This window comes from Micromonospora sp. NPDC005553 (genome assembly GCF_042871765.1).
Lineage (GTDB): Bacteria > Actinomycetota > Actinomycetes > Mycobacteriales > Micromonosporaceae > Micromonospora.
The window spans coordinates 54,146-72,553 of sequence record NZ_JBIAJD010000003.1; the positions used below are offsets into that span (position 1 = coordinate 54,146).

Sequence of the window (18,408 nt, forward strand, 5' to 3'; positions counted from 1 at the left end):
TCAGGCACAGCAGCGTGGCGTCTCACGCCGGCGCGGAGCGAAGCGGAGTGCTGGCGTGAGTGAGAACGACATCCTCGTCGAGGTGCGCGACCTGAAGGTGCACTTCCCGATCAAGCGGGGGGTGCTCTTCGACCGGGTGGTCGGCCAGGTGAAGGCCGTCGACGGGGTCGACCTGAGCATCGCGCGCGGCAAGACGTACGGCCTGGTGGGTGAGTCCGGTTGCGGCAAGTCCACGTTGGGCAGGGCGCTGCTCCAGCTCACCCCGCCGACCGCCGGTGAGGTCAGCTTCGACGGCGTCGAGCTGACGACGCTGCCGTCCGGCAAGCTGCGCAGCATGCGTCGCCGGATGCAGATGATCTTCCAGGACCCGATGTCCAGTCTCGACCCCCGGCAGAACGTCGAGTCGATCCTGACCGAGGGCCTCCAGACCCACGGAATCGGCACCGACCGCACCGACCGTCGACGGATCATCGGCGAGACCCTGGACGCGGTCGGGCTGCCGCGCTGGGCGCTCTCCCGCTACCCGCACGAGTTCTCCGGCGGGCAGCGGCAGCGCATCGGCATCGCCCGTGCGCTGGTGCTCGGGCCGGAACTGATCGTCGCCGACGAGCCGGTCTCGGCGCTCGACGTGTCGATCCAGGCCCAGGTGGTCAACCTGCTGGACGAGCTCCAGGACAGCCTGGGGCTCACCTACCTGGTGATCGCGCACGACCTCGCTGTGGTCCGGCACATCTCCGACACGGTCGGCGTGATGTATCTGGGCGCGCTGGTGGAGGAGGCGCCGAGCGACCGGCTCTACACCGAGCCGCTGCACCCGTACACCCGGGCGCTGATGTCGGCGGTGCCGGTGCCGGACCCGGACGTGGAGGACCGCCGGGAGCGGATCCTGCTCGCCGGTGACCTGCCGTCGCCGGCCAACCCGCCGACCGGCTGCCGCTTCCACACCCGCTGCCCGTGGGCGCAGCCCACCCGCTGCGCCGACGAGCGACCGGTGCTGCGGGACATCGGCGCCAGCCGGGTGGCCTGCCACTTCGCGGAGCAGATCGCCAGCGGCGAACTGCGCCCGCACGGGGTCAGCGCGCAGATCGTCAGGCCCGAGGGCGAGGGGGACGCGCCGAGCGTGGTCTCCGCGCCCACCGAGCCCGGCTCGTACGTCTGAGACTGGACGCGGTGCCGGCGGTCGTCAGCCCTCGGGGCGGTTCAGCAGCCCCACCGCGACGCCGTGCACCGCGTCCAGCCCAGCCGGGTCGGCAAGCGTGACCGACGTGCCGGTCACCGCGTACCACTCGTCCGCGTCCTTGTACTGCACCCGCAGTGTGACCTTGCCGTCCGCGTACTCGGTGCGCAGCGTCAGGTCCCCGGTGACGACGCCGACCTCGTCGGTCATCACGCCGCCGGGGCCGGGCACGATGTCGGTGGTGCGGCTCTGCGGGCCGGCCGCCCCGCTCGAATCCGCGACCATGCCGGCACCCGGCACGGCGGCGGGAGTCTCGGCGGCGCCGTCCGCGGTCATGCCGGCGGCGGACGGGCCGCTCTCCTCGGCGGCGGTCACGAATCGCTCCCCACTCAACAGCCCTCCAACATGTCGGTCAGGGCGGCCTTCTCGGCGCTGGTCACCGTCAGCTTCCAGTAGTGCTTGACCGTCACCCAGTCCTGGGCGTATTTGCACCAGTAAGACCGGTTTGCCGGTTTCCACTGCGACGGGTCCTGGTCACCCTTTGCCCGGTTGGACGAGGCGGAAACCGCGAAAAGCTGCGGACGGGTGGTGTCGTTGGCGAAATCGCCGCGCTTCGCGTTGTCCCACTCGTCGGCACCCGAGCGCCACGCGTTGGCCAACGGCACCATGTGGTCGATGTCCACGTCGGAGGGATCCGAGAAGCTGCGACCGTCGTACACGCTCTCCCAGCGCCCACCGACCACGTTGCAGCCGGAGAGCTTCACGTCCTTGCCGTCGCGCTGGAGGATGCTGTCCCGGATATCGCAGTTCTTGCCGGTGTCCCGCCAATGCGGGAAACGCTCCCGGCTGTAGCCCTTCATCGAGCCGGCGGTAGCGACGGTCAGCTGACTCAGCTGCTCAGCGGCGTTGCCGCCGTCGCTCGACGGCGGTGTGGTCGGTTCATCCTGCGGGACGCAACCGGCCACGCCGAGCGCCAGCGCCGCGGTGAGCACGGCCACCGCCGCTCGCGGTCCTGATCTGGTACGCACAGACGACACCTCTCCAGCTTGGGGGCTCCCGGCGATTGCGCACAGTACCCGGGCACGGTTTCGGCGTTTCGTGGCGTCTCCCACATGATGCAAGGCAGATTGGTGGGATGACCGCACCCGTACCGGCGACCGCCCTCCGGATGGGCACCACCGCCGGCCGGGGCACGCTGCTCGCCGCCGTACTCGCCTCTGGAATGGTCTTCCTCGACAGCACCGTCGTCAACGTGGCGCTGCCGAAACTTGGGCAGGACCTCGGCGCGAACGTGGCCGATCTCCAGTGGACCATCAACGGCTACCTGCTGATGCTGGCGGCGTTCGTGCTGCTCGGCGGCGCGCTGGGCGACCGCTTCGGCCGGCGACGCATATTCCTCATCGGCGTGGTCTGGTTCACCGCCGCCTCCGTGCTCTGTGGGCTTGCCCAGGACACCGGCATGCTGATCGCCGCCCGGTTCCTCCAGGGCGCCGGTGGCGCGCTGCTCACGCCCGGGTCGCTGTCGGTGCTCCAGGCGAGCTTCCATCCCGATGACCGGGGTCGGGCGATCGGTGCCTGGGCCGGACTGTCCGGGGTCTCCACCGCGCTGGGGCCGTTCATCGGGGGCTGGCTGATCGACGCGCTCTCCTGGCGCTGGATCTTCTTCCTCAACCTGCCGATCGCCGTGCTCGTGCTACTGGCCGCCCTGCGCTGGGTGCCGGAGAGCCGGGACGAGAGTGCCTCCCGCACGGAGGAGCGGGGTCGGACCCGACGACGGTTCGACGTCGCCGGAGCCCTGCTCGGAGCGCTCGCGCTCGCCGGCGTCACCTACGCCCTGATCGACGCGCCGGCCCGCGGGTTCGACTCCGCCGAGGTGCTGATCGCCGCCCTGGTCGGGGTGCTCTCCGCAGTGGCCTTCGTCCTGCTGGAACGGCGGCGTGGCGACACCGCGATGCTGCCCACCGGCCTGTTCAGCAGCCGACTCTTCTCGGTGCTGAACATCTTCACCGTTGTCGTCTACGCGGCGCTCGGCGGCTTCACCTTCTTCTTCGCCGTCTACCTCCAGAACGTGGTCGGCTGGTCGGCCTTCCGCACCGGCATCGCGTTGCTGCCGATGACCCTGCTGCTGCTGGTCGGCTCCGCGCGCGCCGGTGCGCTGTCCGCCCGGATCGGCCCACGACTGCCGCTGGCCATCGGACCGGTGGTCGCCGCGGTCGGCCTGCTGCTGCTGCGCGGCGTCGGACCGGGCGCGTCGTACTGGCGGGACGTGCTGCCCGGGGTGCTGCTCTTCGGCATCGGGCTGACCCTGGTGGTGGCACCGCTCACCGCGTCGGTGCTGGCCGCCGTGCAGGACCGGTTCTCCGGGGTGGCCAGCGGGTTCAACAACGCCGCATCCCGCGCCGGCGGCCTGCTCGCGGTGGCGGCGCTGCCGCTGCTGGTCGGGCTCTCCGGCGGCGGGTACGAGCAGAAGGCCGAGCTGACCGACGCGTTCCGGGGCGCGATGGAGTGGTGTGCGGGGCTGCTCGTGGCCGGCGCGCTGCTGGCCCTCGTGCTGGTCCACCGACCGCCCCGGAAAGCCCTGCCGTCCCAGCCCTGCCACTCAATGCCCGCCGCGACACCCCCGAAGTAGGAAGCCACTTCGGGGGTGTCGCGCGCCAAGGTCAGCGGCGGGCGCGGTTGACGGCGCTGGTGACCGCCTTGATCGACGCGGTGACGATGTTGGCGTCGGTGCCGACACCCCAGACCGTCCTGCCGTCCACCTCACACTCCACGTACGCGGCGGCCTGCGCGTCACCACCGGAGGAGAGCGCGTGCTCGTGGTAGTCGAGCACCCGTACGCCCACCCCGACCGACTGGAGCGCGTTGACGTACGCGTCGATCGGGCCGTTGCCGACAGCGGCGAGCGAGCGCTGCTCGCCGCCCACACCGACCTGGGCCTCGATCTCGACCTTGCCGTCCACCGTGCCGATCGTGTAGCCGGCCAGCCGGACCGCCGGGTCGGGCTGGTGGTCGAGCAGGTAGTGCGTCGCGAAGATCTCCCACATGGCGGCCGGGTCGACCTCGCCGCCGTCGTGGTCGGTGACCTGCTGCACCACCCCGGAGAACTCGATCTGGAGCCGGCGCGGCAGGTCCAGTTGGTGCTCGCTCTTCATGATGTACGCGACGCCGCCCTTACCGGACTGCGAGTTGACCCGGATGACCGCCTCGTAGGTGCGGCCCAGGTCCTTCGGGTCGATCGGCAGGTACGGCACCGCCCAGGTGTGCTCGTCCACCGGCACGCCGGCCGCCTTCGCGTCGGCGGCGAGGGCGTCGAAGCCCTTCTTGATCGCGTCCTGGTGGGAACCGGAGAAGGCGGTGTAGACCAGGTCGCCCGCGTACGGGTGGCGCTCGTGCACCGGCAGTTGGTTGCAGTATTCAACCGCTCGCCGGACCTCGTCGATGTTCGAGAAGTCGATCATCGGGTCGATGCCCTGGGAGAAGATGTTGAGCCCCAGGGTCACCAGGTCGACGTTGCCGGTGCGCTCACCGTTGCCGAACAGGCAGCCCTCGATGCGATCCGCGCCGGCGAGCAGGCCCAGCTCGGCGGCGGCCACACCGGTGCCCCGGTCGTTGTGCGGGTGCAGGCTCAACACCACGCTGTCCCGGCGCGGCAGGTGCCTGTGCATCCACTCGATCGAGTCGGCGTACACGTTGGGGGTGGCCATCTCGACGGTGGCCGGCAGGTTGATGATCAGCGGCCGGTCCGGGGTCGGGTCGATCACGTCGATCACCCGGGAGCAGACCTCCAGCGCGTACTCCAGCTCGGTGCCCGTGTACGACTCCGGCGAGTACTCGTAGAAGATCTCCGTGTCCGGGGTGTGGATCTCGGCGTACTTCTGGCAGAGCCGCGCCCCGGTGGTGGCGATGTCGGCGATGCCGTCCCTGTCCAGGCCGAAGACCACCCGCCGCTGGAGGGTGGAGGTCGAGTTGTAGAAGTGCACGATGGCCCGCTTCGCGCCGCGCAGCGACTCGAACGTCCGGTCGATCAGGTGCTCCCGGCACTGCGTGAGCACCTGGATGGTGACGTCGTCCGGGATCATCTCGTCTTCGATGAGCTGCCGGACGAAGTCGAAGTCGGTCTGGCTGGCCGACGGGAAACCGACCTCGATCTCCTTGTAGCCCATCTGGACCAGCAGCTGGAACATCCGGCGCTTGCGCTCGGGCGACATCGGGTCGATCAGTGCCTGGTTGCCGTCGCGGAGATCCACGGCGCACCAGCGGGGGGCGGCCTCGACGGTGCGGGTGGGCCAGGTGCGGTCCGGGAGTTCGACCCGGAACTGCTCCCCGTACGGCTGGTAGCGGTGGTACGGCATCCGGCTCGGGCGTTGCCGGGCGATCGGATCGGTTTCAGCGTCGGTGACAGGTTGAGCCATCTCGGAGTGCTCCCTGGAACATGTGGCGTCAGCAGATCGGAAGGTGTCGGCGAGATGCCGGGCGACGGTGCGCGGCGGTGCCGAGAAGAAAATCGGATGTGCTGGACGGCGCGATGCAACTCCGCGACGAGGTGCCGGCCGGTCAGGCCTCGTCGCGGCGGCTAAGGAGGAGCAGCGCCTGCCACATGACCAAGTCACCCTACGTGATGGAACGGTGGGTGGAAAGACAGGTCCGGACTATGGGACCGGGGTCATGGCCGGCGCTGCGGCCTCGGCACCCAGCCGCGGCGTGCGTCCGGCCCAGGCCACCGCAGGCACGATCGCCAGCCCGACCAGCACGAAGATCGCTGCCGTCGGTAACCAACCCCACCCGCCGGTGGTCACGCCGAGCACGGTCAGTCCGGCCGGCGCGATCAGGTACTGCACCTGCACGCCGAGTTCGAGCGCCCCCACGTACGCGCCGCGCTGGTTGGCCGGTGGCAGGGTGGCGGTGAGCCCCCAGGTGCCGGCTGACTCGATCAGCTCGGCCAGGATGAGTACCGTCGCCGCGGTCACCAGCACCACGATGGTGAGCCAGCCCCGGGTGAACCCGGAAATCGGCAGGACCAGACAGAACAGGGCGATCAGCAGTCCACCCCGACGGGAGGCCCGCGCCGCGTCCGTGGCGGTGTCCGCGCCCCGGCTCACACGTACCTGGAGCAGCACGATCAGGACCGTGTTGAGCAGCACCAGAGCGGCGATGACCGTCTTCGGGGCGTCGGTGTGGGTGAGGATCCAGAGCGGCATGACCGTCAGGTAGAGCGCCTGGTGTGCGGTGAGCAGCCCGGAGAGCAGGGACACCGTCATGAACGGGCGGTCCCGCAGCACGGCGAGCCGACTCATCGGCTCCACCGGCCTGCGCACCTGCGGCAGTCGAGGCAGTCGGCGCACGAAGAGGGCCGTCACCAGGAAGACCGTAGAGATGAACCAGACCATCCCCCGGTACGCCTCGATCGTGTCCACCGCCAGCACCAGGCCGCTGATCACCGCGCCGAGCCCGAAGCCGACGTTCAGTGACGAGCGCTGGTACGCCATCGCCGTGACCCGTTCGGCCGGCGCGAGCGCGTTGATCGAGTAGACCTGCCGGGCCACGCCGACGGCGGCGTCCACGGCGGCCAGCGCCACCACCACGGCGAGGAACCCCGCGAAGCCACCCACGAAGGGGTAGGTCGCGAACAGCGCCGCGTTCAGCACCAGCCCCACCACCCAGACCCGCTGCGGTCCGTACCGGTCGGTGAGCCCACCCAGCGACACCGTGCCCAGCAACGTCACCCCCGCCGCGATGGAGAGCCCCAACCCCACCTGGGCGGCGCTGAGCCCGAGCGCCCGGGTGAAGAAGACGGCGCTACCGGCGTGGAACAGGCCGCTGCCGACGGCGTAGACCATGGCCTGCACGGCCAGGGCGCGGGTCAGCCCGGCCGGCGGTACGACATCTCGAACGGCGGTACGGATGGTTTCTCTGGTCCCCATGTTCGAGGAGTGAAGCGGGTCCCCATGACCTCGGTCGAATCTTTTAGGCTGGACCGAATCCTGCTCCTGGGGGGCGTGTGTCCGAGTTGCGGTTCAGCCTGGCCGACGTGGCGGGAGTGCGGCTCGCCGTGTCACCGGTCAACGAGACGGTCATGAGCATGTGGGCGCTGGCCAACCCGGTCCGCTACGCGGTGCACCTGCCCTGGATCGACCGGGCCCGGGTGACGTTGCATCGTCCCGAGGTGGCCGACCGGGTCCGGCCTCTGGTGGGGTTGGTCGTGCCGGGTCGCTGGCTGCCCGACTTCCTCACCCCGGCGGCCCGACCGAACGTGGAGATGGCCGAACAGCTCGACCAGATCGCCGCGACACCGCCGGCCGTGGTGGTCCAGGACCTGCTGGCGACGACCTGGCAGAAGCCGCTGAGCCCGTTCGGGCGGGCGCTGCTCGCCGACCCCGGCGGGCTGCTGCCGCAGGTCGTCGACGCGGTGCGGGTCTGGTACGACGAGGCGATCGCCCCGGACTGGCCGCGGATGCGGGCGCTGCTCGACGGCGATGTGGCGTATCGGGCCGCCCAGCTCGCCGAGAGCGGGGCCGGCCGGTTCTTCGAGCACCTCCACCCGAGCCTGCGCTGGCACGGCGACCGGGTGATCAGCGACGACACGTTCGAGCGGGACTTCGACCTCCGCGGTCGTGGGCTGGCGCTGATCCCGACGGTGTTCACCGAGCAGCACGTGCTGTGGAACCTGCTCGAGGATTCGCTGCCGGCCGGCGCGTACCCGGTCCGTGCCGTCGGGACGCTCTGGGAGGCGACCGCGTCGCCGCCCGGCGACCCGCTGGCACGGGTGATCGGGCCGGGTCGGACCACGCTGCTGTACCTGCTCGAGACGGCGCTGACCACCAGCGACCTGGCCCGACTCACCGGGATGTCCGCCGGAAACGTCTCCCAACACCTGGCCGCGTTGCACGGTGCCGGCCTGGTGTCCCGGTCCCGCGAGGGCCGGCACGTGCGCTACCGCAACACCGATGCCGCGGCGGTCCTGCTCCGGGCCAGCCGGGGCGAGTGAGCCCAGCGCCCGATCAACGCAGCAGCAGCAGCTCGGCGACCGGGTGGCGGTGCCGCAGGCCGGTCTCCCGGGCGTGCAGGTCGGCCGGGAGGTCGAACGGGTTGCCGAGTCGTCCGACGGCGGCGACCACCAACGGGCGGACGTCGCCGGGCAGGTCGAGTTCGGTGGCGAGGCCGGCCCGGTCGAACCGGGTGAGCTGGTGTACGTGCAGGCCGAGCGCTGTGGCCTGCACTGTCAGGTGGGCGATCGCCTGCCCCAGGTCGTACGCCGCCTGCTCGGTGTTCAGGCCGGTGTGGGCGCCGACCACCAGGGTCGCGGCGTGCCGGATCCAGATCTGGTCGTCGACCGGGAGGCTGATCAGGATCCGTTTCCAGGTCTCGTCGTCGCGGTGGCCGAGGGCGAACCGCCAGGGCTGCCCGTTCTCCGCCGACGGGGCCCAACGCGCGGCCTCAAGCAGCAAGGCGGACTCCTCCGGGGTCAGCTCGGCGCCCGGGTCGAAGGCTCGTGGACTCCAGCGGTAGGCGAGCAGCGGGGTGAGGTCGGCCATACACCGGATCGTCCTGTATGGGTGATTCGCCCCTCAGGATGGGGTGGCTGAATGTGGGCAAGAGCACCCGTAACGGGACGAAGATCAGGGCGTTCCCGCGCCCGGGCTCTCCGACGGATCCGGGGTCGGCGGCGCGGCGGTGTCGAGCGGCTCCCGGTCGATCACCACCGGGCCGGCCAGCTGCACGGTGGCCGGTGCCGGGCCGGGTGCGGCGGCCAGCCTCAGCATCCCGGCCCCGGTCTGGACGCCGGTGGGCGTGCCGTCCTGGTCGTAGCAGTAGATGCCCACATCCAGCGGGGCGTTCAGCGACGCCGAGGTGGAATCCACCGAGTAGCAGGTGCCGGTGAGGCCGTCGGGCGTCCTGGCCGGGGCGACGGCCAGGGGCGCGCGTCGGTCGGTGAGCACGTCCAGCCAGTCGGTGAGCAGGTGCTGGACCCGGGGGTCCGACCGGCGTGGAACCGCGTCGTCGCGATCACCCAGGCGTACGCAACTCGCCGACTCGGCCCGACCTGCCGCCGGCAGGGCGCACTGGAACAGCCCGTCGGCCGTGCTGGCCATCGAGACGTCGGCGGTGCCACCCAGGGCGCCCCCCGGCACGTCCACCCGCCAGCTGCCGTCGTTCGCGCTGGTGAACACGATGGTGCGATCCGATTGACCCGTCTGGCTGTAGACGTACTGGGCCACCAGGTGACGGTCCTGAGCCGCCGCGGCCAGCGCGGCCAGCTCGTCCCGTGCGGCGTCCACCTCGACCGGCCCCGGGTCGGCCGGCGGCGGAGGCGGAGGCTGCTCGCTGGTGCAGGCGACCAGGAGGGCTGGCAGGGCGAGGACGAGCGGCCCGATCACGCGGCCGGCCGAGCGGATGAGGACGGGCACCGGCCCATTCTGGTGGGTGCGGGCGGTTGGCGGGTGCCGGCGCGTACCTGGCCCGTCCCGGCGTGTCGGGCGGGGCGGCCCGGCGTACCCATCCGACCTGGTGGGACCGCCCCGGCCGGTCCCGGCCGGGCCGGATGGTGGGATCACCTGACCCGGCTTCGTTATCCGCCGGATACCCTCATGAGGTCTGACACGCGCCGCCGGCCCCGGTTCCGGCGGCGTCGGCACGCTCAGGGTCGCTGGGAGGGAGTGCACCGTCGTGGCACTCGTGGTGCAGAAGTACGGCGGGTCCTCCGTCGCCAACGCCGAGCGGATCAAGCGGGTGGCCGAGCGCATCGTCGCCGCCCGCAAGGCCGGCGACGACGTGGTGGTGGTGGTCTCCGCGATGGGTGACACCACCGACGAGCTGCTCGACCTGGCCAACCAGGTCAGCCCGCTGCCGCCGGGCCGCGAGCTGGACATGCTGCTCACCGCCGGGGAGCGGATCTCCATGGCCCTGCTGGCCATGGCCATCCACAACCTGGGGTACGAAGCCCGCTCGTTCACCGGTTCGCAGGCCGGCGTGATCACCACCTCGGTGCACGGCCGCGCCCGGATCATCGACGTCACCCCCGGGCGGCTCAAGGGAGCGCTCGACGAGGGTTCGGTGGTCATCGTGGCCGGCTTCCAGGGCGTCTCGCAGGACACCAAGGACGTCACCACGCTGGGTCGCGGTGGTTCGGACACCACCGCCGTGGCGCTCGCCGCCGCCCTGCACGCCGACGTCTGCGAGATCTACACCGATGTGGACGGCATCTTCACCGCCGACCCGCGGATCGTGCCCAACGCCCGACACATCCGGCACATCACCTACGAGGAGATGTTGGAGCTGGCCGCGTGCGGCGCGAAGGTGCTGCACCTGCGTAGCGTGGAGTACGCCCGGCGGGCGGGGTTGCCGATCCACGTCCGTTCGTCATACTCGACCAACACCGGCACGATGGTCACCGGATCGATGGAGGACCTTTCCGTGGAGCAGGCACTGATCACCGGGGTCGCGCACGACCGCAGCGAGGCCAAGATCACGATCGTCGGGGTGCCCGACGAGCCGGGTGCCGCCGCGCGGATCTTCGACACCGTCGCCGGCGCCGAGATCAACATCGACATGATCGTGCAGAACGTCTCCACCGAGGGCACCGGCCGGACGGACATCTCGTTCACCCTGCCCAAGGCCGACGGCCCCACCGCGATGGCCGCGCTCAGCAAGATCCAGGAGCCGGTCAAGTTCAAGGGCCTGCTCTACGACGACCACGTCGGCAAGGTCTCGCTGATCGGCGCGGGCATGCGCTCGCACCCCGGGGTGGCGGCCGGCTTCTTCGCCGCCCTCGGCGCGGCCGGGGTCAACATCGAGATGATCTCCACCTCCGAGATCCGGGTCTCCGTGGTCTGCCGGGACACCGACCTCGACGCCGCCGTCCGCGCCATCCACGACGCGTTCGAGCTGGGCGGCGACACCGAAGCCGTGGTCTACGCGGGGACGGGTAGGTAGCGCCGATGACGGCGCTGCCCACCCTCGCCGTGGTCGGAGCGACAGGTGCCGTCGGCACGGTGATGTGTGAGCTGCTCACCGGGCGACGCAACGTCTGGGGCGAGATCCGGCTGCTCGCCTCCGAGCGCTCCGTCGGCCGCCGGGTGCGCTGCCGGGGCGAGGAACTCGTCGTCCAGGCGCTGACCCCCGAGGCGTTCGACGGGGTCCAGGTGGCCATGTTCGACGTGCCCGACGAGGTCTCCGCCGAGTGGGCACCGATCGCCGTCGCCCGCGGCGCGATCGCTGTCGACAACTCCGGCGCGTTCCGGATGGACCGCGACGTCCCGCTGGTCGTTCCGGAGATCAACCCCGAGCAGGTCCGCAACCGGCCCCGGGGTATCATCGCCAACGCCAACTGCACAACCCTCGCGATGATCGTCGCCGTCGCGCCGCTGCACCGCGAGTACGGCCTACGAGAGCTGGTGCTCGCCTCCTACCAGGCGGTCTCCGGAGCCGGTCAGTCCGGCGTCGACATCCTGCACGACCAACTCACCAAGGTCGCCGGTGATCGGGCGCTCGGCTCGCGCACCGGCGACGTACGTCAGGCGGTCGGCGACGACCTGGGCCCGTTCCCGGCACCCATGGCGCTCAATGTGGTCCCGTGGGCCGGCTCCCCGGCGGACAGCGGCTGGTCATCGGAAGAGATGAAGATCCGCAACGAGTCGCGGAAGATCCTCGGCCTCCCCGACCTCAAGGTCTCCGCCACCTGCGTCCGGGTGCCGGTGGTCACCGCCCACTCGGTAGCGGTGCACGCGGTCTTCGCCAGTGAGGTCGACGCCGAGGGCGCCCGCGAGGCACTGCGCAACGCACCCGGGGTGATCCTGGTCGACGACCCCGCAGCCGGTGAGTTCCCGATGCCGATCGACGCCGTCGGCACCGATCCGTCCTGGGTCGGCCGGATCCGCCGCGCCCTGGACGACCCCCGCGCCCTCGACTTCTTCGTCACCGGCGACAACCTCCGCAAGGGCGCGGCCCTCAACACGGCCCAGATCGCCGAACTCCTGGCCAAAGAACTCCGCACTCCCTAACCCCCGCTGCCTCCCTGCCCCGCCCCGCTGCCTCCCTGCCCCGCCCCGCTGCCTCCCTGCCCCGCCGTGCGCCGCCCCTGCTCGCGGCGCGGTTGCCCCCTGCCGCGGCCCTGCCCTCTGACCCGCGTCGATCATGGACTTGTGGTGGGGGGCGTTCACCCCTTCCGGGGCTAAAGCGCCCACCCCAAGTCCATGATCGATCTGGTCCTGAGGCTCGGGGCCCTCCGCTGCGGCGATCTTGCAGTTTCTGTGGCGGCGTAAAGGACTAGAGCGACAAAACGACAACCGAAAGTGCAAGATCGTGGGGCGTGGGGCGTGGGGCGTGGGGCGTGGGGCTTGGGGTTAGGCGGCGGAGAGGAGGACGCCGTCTCGGCCTTGGCGTTTGACCGCGTAGAGGGCCTGGTCGGCTCGCTTCAAGGTGCGGTCGGGGGTTTCGCCGGGGCGGGGTAGTGCGACGCCCACGCTGATCGTGCGGCCGATGCGGCGGGCCGCCTCGGTGAGTCGCTCGGCGATCCGGACCGCCTCCTCCGGGCGGCTCACCTCGATCACCGCAACGAACTCGTCGCCGCCGATCCGGTACAACTCGTCGCCGTGCCGCAGCGCCCCCTCCAGCGCCCGGGCCAACCCGACCAGCACCCGGTCACCGGCCTGGTGGCCGTACGTGTCGTTCACAATCTTGAAGCCGTCCACGTCGATCGCCAGCAGGGCCGTACGGCCGGGGGTGGCCGCAGCGATCCGCTGCCCGAACGGGCCGGTGTGCTGCAACCCGGTCAGCGGGTCGGAGCTGGCCTGCTCCCGCAGCCGGGACAGCGTGCGCAGCCGGTCCACGCTCGTCCAGGCCTGCCCGGCGAGCAACTCCATCAGGCTGACCGTGGTCGGGTCCGGGCGCAGTGCGCGTTCGTCGGCGACCAGCAGCACCCCACCGGCGTCCGTGGGCCCGACCGGCACGGCGACCAGTGTGCGTACCCCCGCCTGGGTCAGCGGGCGGTAGTCCTCGGTCGGGGGATGCCCGGCCTCGCCCAGCGTGTACCCGGCGCCGTACCGGTGCGCCCGCTCAACCATCCGGTCCAGGGCGGCCGGACCCGCAGTGGTCAACTCGGCGCGGATCCGGGTCTCCAGGTCGCTCGGCGTCGCCGGGGACGGGCCGAGCTGGCCGCCGATCAACAGCAGTGCGGTGGAGAGCGTGGAGACCTCCCGGGCGGCGCGGGCGGCTGCCCCCATCACCTCCCCCTCGGTCGGCGCGGAAGAGAGCGCGGACGCGTGCCGGAGCAGCTTCTCGCTGCGGCTCTCCACCGGTGGGCCACCGAGGGCGGCGATCCGCGCACCGAGCCCGTCGGCCAGCCGCTGTGCGGTCTCCCGCCACGGCTCCAGGTCCGTCGGCTCGCTCCACTGCAGGTCGAGTACGCCGATCGCCCGGCCCGTCGGGTCCAGCACCGGTACGCACAGCTCGGCGGTCACGTCCGGGCGTACCGGCAGGTAGTCCGGGTCGACCGTGACGTCCGGGACGACGGCGGGGGAGCCGGTCGCGTACACCCGGCCGACGATGCCGATCCGCGCCGGAACCGTGGCGAAGACCTGCCACGCCCCGGTCGCCGCGACGCAGCGCAGACGGTCGTGGACCGCGAGGAGTACGGAGATTGTCGCCGGGGTGTGGCGGGACAGCGCGGTGACAGTCCACCGACACGCCTCCGGTGTGCTCGACGCCATCGGCAGGCGGACGGTGACGTCACGGATGACTCGCTGATGATCCACTCGCACGTCGTTCCAGGTAGGGGAGGGGTCCGGCTGACGCCGAACCGCTCGATCAAGCGTACTCACGGTGGCGGGCCGGCGACCTTCGTACACACGTGCTATCCACAGGCTGTGGACGCGGCCTGTGGACGCCTGCCCCCGGGATGCCGCGCCCGGCGATAGCCTGAAGCACCCCGGCGTCGAGGAGGCGAGCCCGTGCTCATCGCCCAGCTCAGTGACCCGCACCTGACCACCGGCCTGCTCGCCGCGGAACCCGCCGCCGGGTTGCACCGGGCGCTCGGTCGGGTGCTGGCGTTGCGACCCCGCCCGGAATGCGTGGTGATCACCGGCGACCTGGCCGACCACGGGAAACCCGAGGAGTACGCGGCGCTGCGCGAGGTGATCGGCGCATTCCCGCTGCCGGTGCACCTGGCCACCGGTAACCATGACGACCGGGAGTCGCTGCTCGACGCGTTCGGGGGCACGCCGTGGCTCGGCGGCGGCTTCTCGGCCTACTACCACGTCGACCACGAAGCGGTGTCGGTCGTGGTGCTCGACTCGCTCGTCCCCGGCAGCGACGGCGGCCAACTCGGCGAGGAGCAGCTCAGCTGGCTCGACGGGGTGCTGGCCGGGCGGCCCGAGGTGCCCGCCGTGCTCTTCCTGCACCACCCGCCGGTCGCGGTCGGCATTCCGGTGGCGGACACCATCCGGCTCGCCGACGGTGATGCCCTCGCCGAGGTCATCGGGCGGCACCGGCACGTCGTCCGGGTCGCCGCCGGCCACCTGCACCGCCCGGTCACCACGGCGTACGCGGGCACGGTCCTCACCGTGGCCCCCAGCACCTGGAAGCAGAGCACGCTCACCATGAGCGCCGACGAGCAGATCGGTTGGGTCCACGAGCCCACCGCCTTCCTGCTGCACTCGGTCGAGTCTGGCGGCTGCGTGACCCACACCGTGCAGGTCAGTCACTCCACCGGGCAGACCTGCGGCTTCTGAAGGGCTACGTCGTGCTGGCCTGGTACGTCTCGTACGGCTCGAACATGCACGCCGCCCGGCTGGCCTGGTACATCGGTGGCGGCTGCCCGCCCGGCGGAAAGCGGACGTACCCGGGCTGCCGCGACCGGCGCCCACCCAGCCGGTCGACGCCCGTGTCGCTGCCCGGCGGCATCTACTTCGCCGGCGAGTCCGGTGCCTGGACCGGCGGTATGGCCTTCTACGACCCGCACCTGCCGGGCGAGGCCGCGGCCCGCGCCTACCTGGTCACCCTGGAGCAGTTCACCGACATCGCGGCCCAGGAGATGTACCGCCCGCCGGGCGACACGACCGAGCTGATCCCGGCGACCGGCGCGGCCATCGCCGCCGCCGTCGCCAACGGACGGGCCACGCTCGGCCCGGGGCGGTACGAGACGCTGATCTGCCCGGGCAGCCGCGACGGTGTTCCGATGCTCACCTTCACCGCCCCCGAGGGGGCGTCAGCCGTGCCGTGCCGACCTCCGGCGTCGATCTACCTCGGCATGATCGCCCGAGGGCTGCGCGAGTCGCACGGCTGGCCCGCCGAGCGGATCGCCACCTACCTGGCGGCCCGGCCGGGCGTGGCGGGCGCCTGGCCAGCGGACGCCGTCACTGCAGTGGTCGACAAGGCGCTGGCCGACGGCTGACCCGCCGGCTCGCGCCTCCGCAGCCGCTGGTCAACCGAGCAGGAACTCGCGCAGCGCGGGGGCCAGCGTCGTCGGGGGCACGTCGTGGTAGCCGCCGTCGAGGCTCACGGACCGGCCGCCCGGCACGGCCTCGGCCGCCGCCCGACTCGCATCCCGCAACCACTGTGGACTGCCGGTGCTGTCCACTGCGAGGGTCGGCGCGGTGATGGTCGCCAGCCGGTCGGCGGGGAGTCGCCCGCCGGCCGTGACGATCGCGTCGTACACCAGGGTGTGCGCGATCGCCGTCAGCCCACCCCACATCGGTTGCGACCGCATCCCGCTGATCTGCTCGGCCGGCAGCCCCACCGAGGAGCTGAGGAAGGTCTCCACCGCGCCGTCCCGGTCGTCGGCGGCGATCAGCTCGATGAGCTGCGGTGTGATGTCCTTGCCGACGCCCACGTGCGGACCGACCCGGAACGGTGGCTCGAACATGACCAACCTGGTCACCGGTAGACCCTGTGCGGTGGCGAGGGCGGCCAGGACGGCCCCGGAGGAGATGCCGTAGACGGCGGCGGAACCACCCGCCGCCGCGATCAGGGCGGCCAGGTCGTCGATCTCGCGGCCGACCTCGTACGGTGCGGTGTCACCGCTGTAGCCCCGACCGCGACGGTCATAACTGAAGACGGTGAAATCCGGTGCCAACGCGGCACCCAGGTCGCGGGTCGCGCCGCGATCGCTGAACGCGCCCCCGACGAGGACGACCGCCGGCCCGGCACCGGACCGCTCGAACGCGATGGGCGTGCCGTCGACCGATCGCACCTGCTCCGCCACGGGTGTCGTTCCGCTCACGATGCCGTCCCCTATTCCTCGTAGGCTGCCCTGTCCTTTCTAGACCCTGGGTCTGACGTTGTCCGGCAGACCGCGTTAAACGATGATCGATAACGGCCTCGGCGTACGCGCTGCTCCGATGCGCTGCCCGGGTCGACCGGTGGGCGTCCGGATGAGAGGCTGTCGGGGCGGGGGCCATGCTCAACCACCGTCATCCGCGACCCTTTCGACGGCGTCCGTCGGCGGCCCCGGTCGACCCAGAGGCCAGGCACCGTACGCGCCGATTCTCACGAGGAGATCCATGTTCATACCCGGGATGCGTCGGGCCGCTGTCGGCCTGACCGCGCTCGCGGTGGCCGCTTTCGGCGCGGTCGCCACCAGCCCTGAACAAGCCGACGCGCGGCCGAAGCCGGTCGACGTCACCCTGCTCGCCCTCAACGACTTCCACGGCAACCTCGAACCGCCGAGCGGGTCCAGCGGCACCATCGCCGGGCAGACCGCTGGTGGCGTCGAGTTCCTGGCCACCCACCTTGCCGAGCTGCGCGCCGCAGCCAAGAAGAAGAACACCATCACCGTCGCCGCCGGCGACCTGATCGGTGCGTCCCCGCTGCTCTCGGCCGCGTTCCACGACGAGCCGACCATCGAGGCGCTGAGCATGGCCGGGCTGGACTACGCCAGCGTCGGCAACCACGAGTTCGACGAGGGAGCCGCCGAGCTCCTGCGGATCCAGAACGGCGGCTGCCACCCGGTGGACGGCTGCATCGACGGCACCCCCTACCGGGGAGCCGGCTTCCAGTACCTGTCCGCGAACGCCTTCAAGACCGCCACCGGCAAGCCGCTGATGGCGCCGTACGCGATCCACAAGGTGCAGGGCGTCAAGGTCGGCTTCATCGGCATGACCCTGGAAGGCACCCCGCAGATCGTCAGCCAGCAGGGCGTCGCCGGCCTCAGCTTCGCCGATGAGGCGGACACCGCCAACCGGTACGCGCGCGAGCTGCGCCGCAAGGGCGTACAGGCGATCGTCGTCCTGCTGCACGAGGGCGGCACTCAGGCCGCGACCGGCGGGATCAACGACTGCGTCGGCATGACCGGCCCCATCGTGGACATCACCAACCGGATGGACCCGTCGATCGACGTGGTGGTCAGCGGGCACACCCACCAGGCGTACAACTGCGACATCAACGGCAAGCTGGTCACCAGCGCCAGCTCGTTCGGTCGCCTGGTCACCGACATCGACCTGAAGATCGATCGCCGGAGCGGGGACGTGATCTCCGCCGCCGCGAACAACGTAGTGGTCACCCGCGACGTCGCCAAGGACCCGAAGCAGACCGCGCTGATCAACCGGTACAAGACAGTGCTCGGCCCGGTCGCCGGACGCCAGGTCGGCGTGACCAACCAGGCGATCACCCGGAGCCAGGAAACCCTCTTCGGTACGAGTCTAGGCGAATCGCCACTGGGCAACCTGATCGCCGACGCGCAGCTCGCCGCCACCGACGACGAACAGAACGCCGTCGCCGCCTTCATGAACCCGGGCGGGGTCCGAGCCGACCTCGACGCGGGCCCGGTCACCTACGAGGAGGCGTTCACGGTGCAGCCGTTCGCCAACAACCTGGTGACACTGGACCTCACCGGTCAGCAGCTCTACTGCGTACTGGAGCAGCAGTTCGTCACCGGTCGGACCCTGTACCCGTCGGCCACAGTGGGCTACGTGGTCGACCCGAACGGCACCACCGGTACGGTCGCCGACCCGTGCGCCGGCACCCGCGTGGTCCGGGGCAGCCTCACCCTCGGCGGCACCACCGTCGACACCGCCGCCACCTACCGGGTGACGGTGAACAACTTCCTGGCCGGCGGAGGCGACGGCTTCAGCGCCCTCACCGGCGGCACGAACCTGGTCACCGGCCAGATCGACCTGGACGCCTTCGTCGACTACCTGACCGCCCAGTCGCCGGTCTCCGCACCGACGCTGGACCGGATCCGCACCACCGCCGAGGTCCCCGCCGCCTGACGGCCGACTTTCGCGACATCGGGCCCCGGA

General features: G+C 71.3%; 16 protein-coding genes. 8 read left to right on the plus strand and 8 right to left on the minus strand.

Features of this window, described 5'->3' with window-relative positions:
• Positions 1-55 precede the first annotated feature (55 nt).
• Entirely contained in the window at positions 56-1,159 is a 1,104-nt protein-coding gene (locus ACFYPG_RS12710) for an oligopeptide/dipeptide ABC transporter ATP-binding protein (protein ID WP_355006027.1), read from the plus strand.
• A gap of 24 nt (positions 1,160-1,183) precedes the next feature.
• Here ACFYPG_RS12710 and ACFYPG_RS12715 read toward each other — a convergent pair whose 3' ends face one another.
• Complete coding sequence (locus tag ACFYPG_RS12715; protein ID WP_357204495.1) at positions 1,184-1,573, minus strand: hypothetical protein; 390 nt, start codon at positions 1,571-1,573, stop codon at positions 1,184-1,186.
• Entirely contained in the window at positions 1,567-2,205 is a 639-nt protein-coding gene (locus ACFYPG_RS12720; protein WP_355006026.1) for an HNH endonuclease family protein, read from the minus strand. The genes ACFYPG_RS12715 and ACFYPG_RS12720 overlap by 7 nt, the downstream gene beginning before the upstream one ends.
• 107 nt (positions 2,206-2,312) lie before the next feature.
• Between ACFYPG_RS12720 and ACFYPG_RS12725 the strand changes: the two genes are divergently transcribed.
• Positions 2,313-3,806 carry an MFS transporter gene (locus ACFYPG_RS12725; protein ID WP_387351926.1) on the plus strand — a complete coding sequence of 498 codons (1,494 nt, stop codon included), beginning with the start codon at positions 2,313-2,315 and terminating at the stop codon, positions 3,804-3,806.
• Positions 3,807-3,837: 31 nt separating this feature from the next.
• Here ACFYPG_RS12725 and leuA read toward each other — a convergent pair whose 3' ends face one another.
• Together leuA and ACFYPG_RS12735 are read right to left on the minus strand one after the other, a co-directional pair.
• The gene (gene leuA / locus ACFYPG_RS12730) at positions 3,838-5,589 is read right to left on the minus strand and encodes a 2-isopropylmalate synthase (RefSeq protein ID WP_355006024.1); all 1,752 of its coding nucleotides are present in this window, start codon (positions 5,587-5,589) and stop codon (positions 3,838-3,840) included.
• A gap of 237 nt (positions 5,590-5,826) precedes the next feature.
• The gene (locus ACFYPG_RS12735; RefSeq protein WP_355006023.1) at positions 5,827-7,098 is read right to left on the minus strand and encodes an MFS transporter; all 1,272 of its coding nucleotides are present in this window, start codon (positions 7,096-7,098) and stop codon (positions 5,827-5,829) included.
• 77 nt (positions 7,099-7,175) lie between these two features.
• Between ACFYPG_RS12735 and ACFYPG_RS12740 the strand changes: the two genes are divergently transcribed.
• A complete protein-coding gene (locus ACFYPG_RS12740; RefSeq protein WP_387351929.1) occupies positions 7,176-8,162 on the plus strand; it encodes a DUF5937 family protein in 987 nt (328 codons plus the stop codon).
• Positions 8,163-8,175: 13 nt separating this feature from the next.
• Here the strand turns inward: ACFYPG_RS12740 and ACFYPG_RS12745 are convergent, their stop codons facing one another.
• Together ACFYPG_RS12745 and ACFYPG_RS12750 are read right to left on the minus strand one after the other, a co-directional pair.
• On the minus strand, positions 8,176-8,709 hold the full coding sequence (locus tag ACFYPG_RS12745) for a nitroreductase family protein (RefSeq protein WP_387351931.1): 534 nt from the start codon (positions 8,707-8,709) through the stop codon (positions 8,176-8,178).
• A gap of 84 nt (positions 8,710-8,793) precedes the next feature.
• Complete coding sequence (locus tag ACFYPG_RS12750) at positions 8,794-9,582, minus strand: hypothetical protein (RefSeq protein WP_355006020.1); 789 nt, start codon at positions 9,580-9,582, stop codon at positions 8,794-8,796.
• Positions 9,583-9,841: 259 nt separating this feature from the next.
• Here ACFYPG_RS12750 and ACFYPG_RS12755 point away from each other — a divergent pair, with 259 nt between their 5' ends.
• On the plus strand, positions 9,842-11,107 hold the full coding sequence (locus tag ACFYPG_RS12755) for an aspartate kinase (RefSeq protein WP_151491046.1): 1,266 nt from the start codon (positions 9,842-9,844) through the stop codon (positions 11,105-11,107).
• Positions 11,108-11,112: 5 nt separating this feature from the next.
• On the plus strand, positions 11,113-12,174 hold the full coding sequence (locus ACFYPG_RS12760; RefSeq protein ID WP_355006018.1) for an aspartate-semialdehyde dehydrogenase: 1,062 nt from the start codon (positions 11,113-11,115) through the stop codon (positions 12,172-12,174).
• A gap of 342 nt (positions 12,175-12,516) precedes the next feature.
• Here ACFYPG_RS12760 and ACFYPG_RS12765 read toward each other — a convergent pair whose 3' ends face one another.
• Positions 12,517-13,926 (minus strand): sensor domain-containing diguanylate cyclase, encoded by a 1,410-nt coding sequence (locus ACFYPG_RS12765; RefSeq protein ID WP_355006017.1) that lies wholly within the window; start codon positions 13,924-13,926, stop codon positions 12,517-12,519.
• A gap of 195 nt (positions 13,927-14,121) precedes the next feature.
• Here ACFYPG_RS12765 and ACFYPG_RS12770 point away from each other — a divergent pair, with 195 nt between their 5' ends.
• Positions 14,122-14,901 (plus strand): phosphodiesterase, encoded by a 780-nt coding sequence (locus ACFYPG_RS12770; RefSeq protein WP_355006016.1) that lies wholly within the window; start codon positions 14,122-14,124, stop codon positions 14,899-14,901.
• 11 nt (positions 14,902-14,912) lie between these two features.
• The gene (locus tag ACFYPG_RS12775; RefSeq protein ID WP_387351934.1) at positions 14,913-15,563 is read left to right on the plus strand and encodes a histone deacetylase; all 651 of its coding nucleotides are present in this window, start codon (positions 14,913-14,915) and stop codon (positions 15,561-15,563) included.
• A gap of 30 nt (positions 15,564-15,593) precedes the next feature.
• Here the strand turns inward: ACFYPG_RS12775 and ACFYPG_RS12780 are convergent, their stop codons facing one another.
• Positions 15,594-16,391: an alpha/beta fold hydrolase gene (locus ACFYPG_RS12780; RefSeq protein ID WP_387351936.1), complete on the minus strand. Its 798-nt coding sequence runs from the start codon at positions 16,389-16,391 to the stop codon at positions 15,594-15,596.
• 280 nt (positions 16,392-16,671) lie between these two features.
• Between ACFYPG_RS12780 and ACFYPG_RS12785 the strand changes: the two genes are divergently transcribed.
• Positions 16,672-18,378: a bifunctional metallophosphatase/5'-nucleotidase gene (locus tag ACFYPG_RS12785; RefSeq protein ID WP_387351938.1), complete on the plus strand. Its 1,707-nt coding sequence runs from the start codon at positions 16,672-16,674 to the stop codon at positions 18,376-18,378.
• The last annotated feature ends 30 nt before the right edge of the window (positions 18,379-18,408 follow it).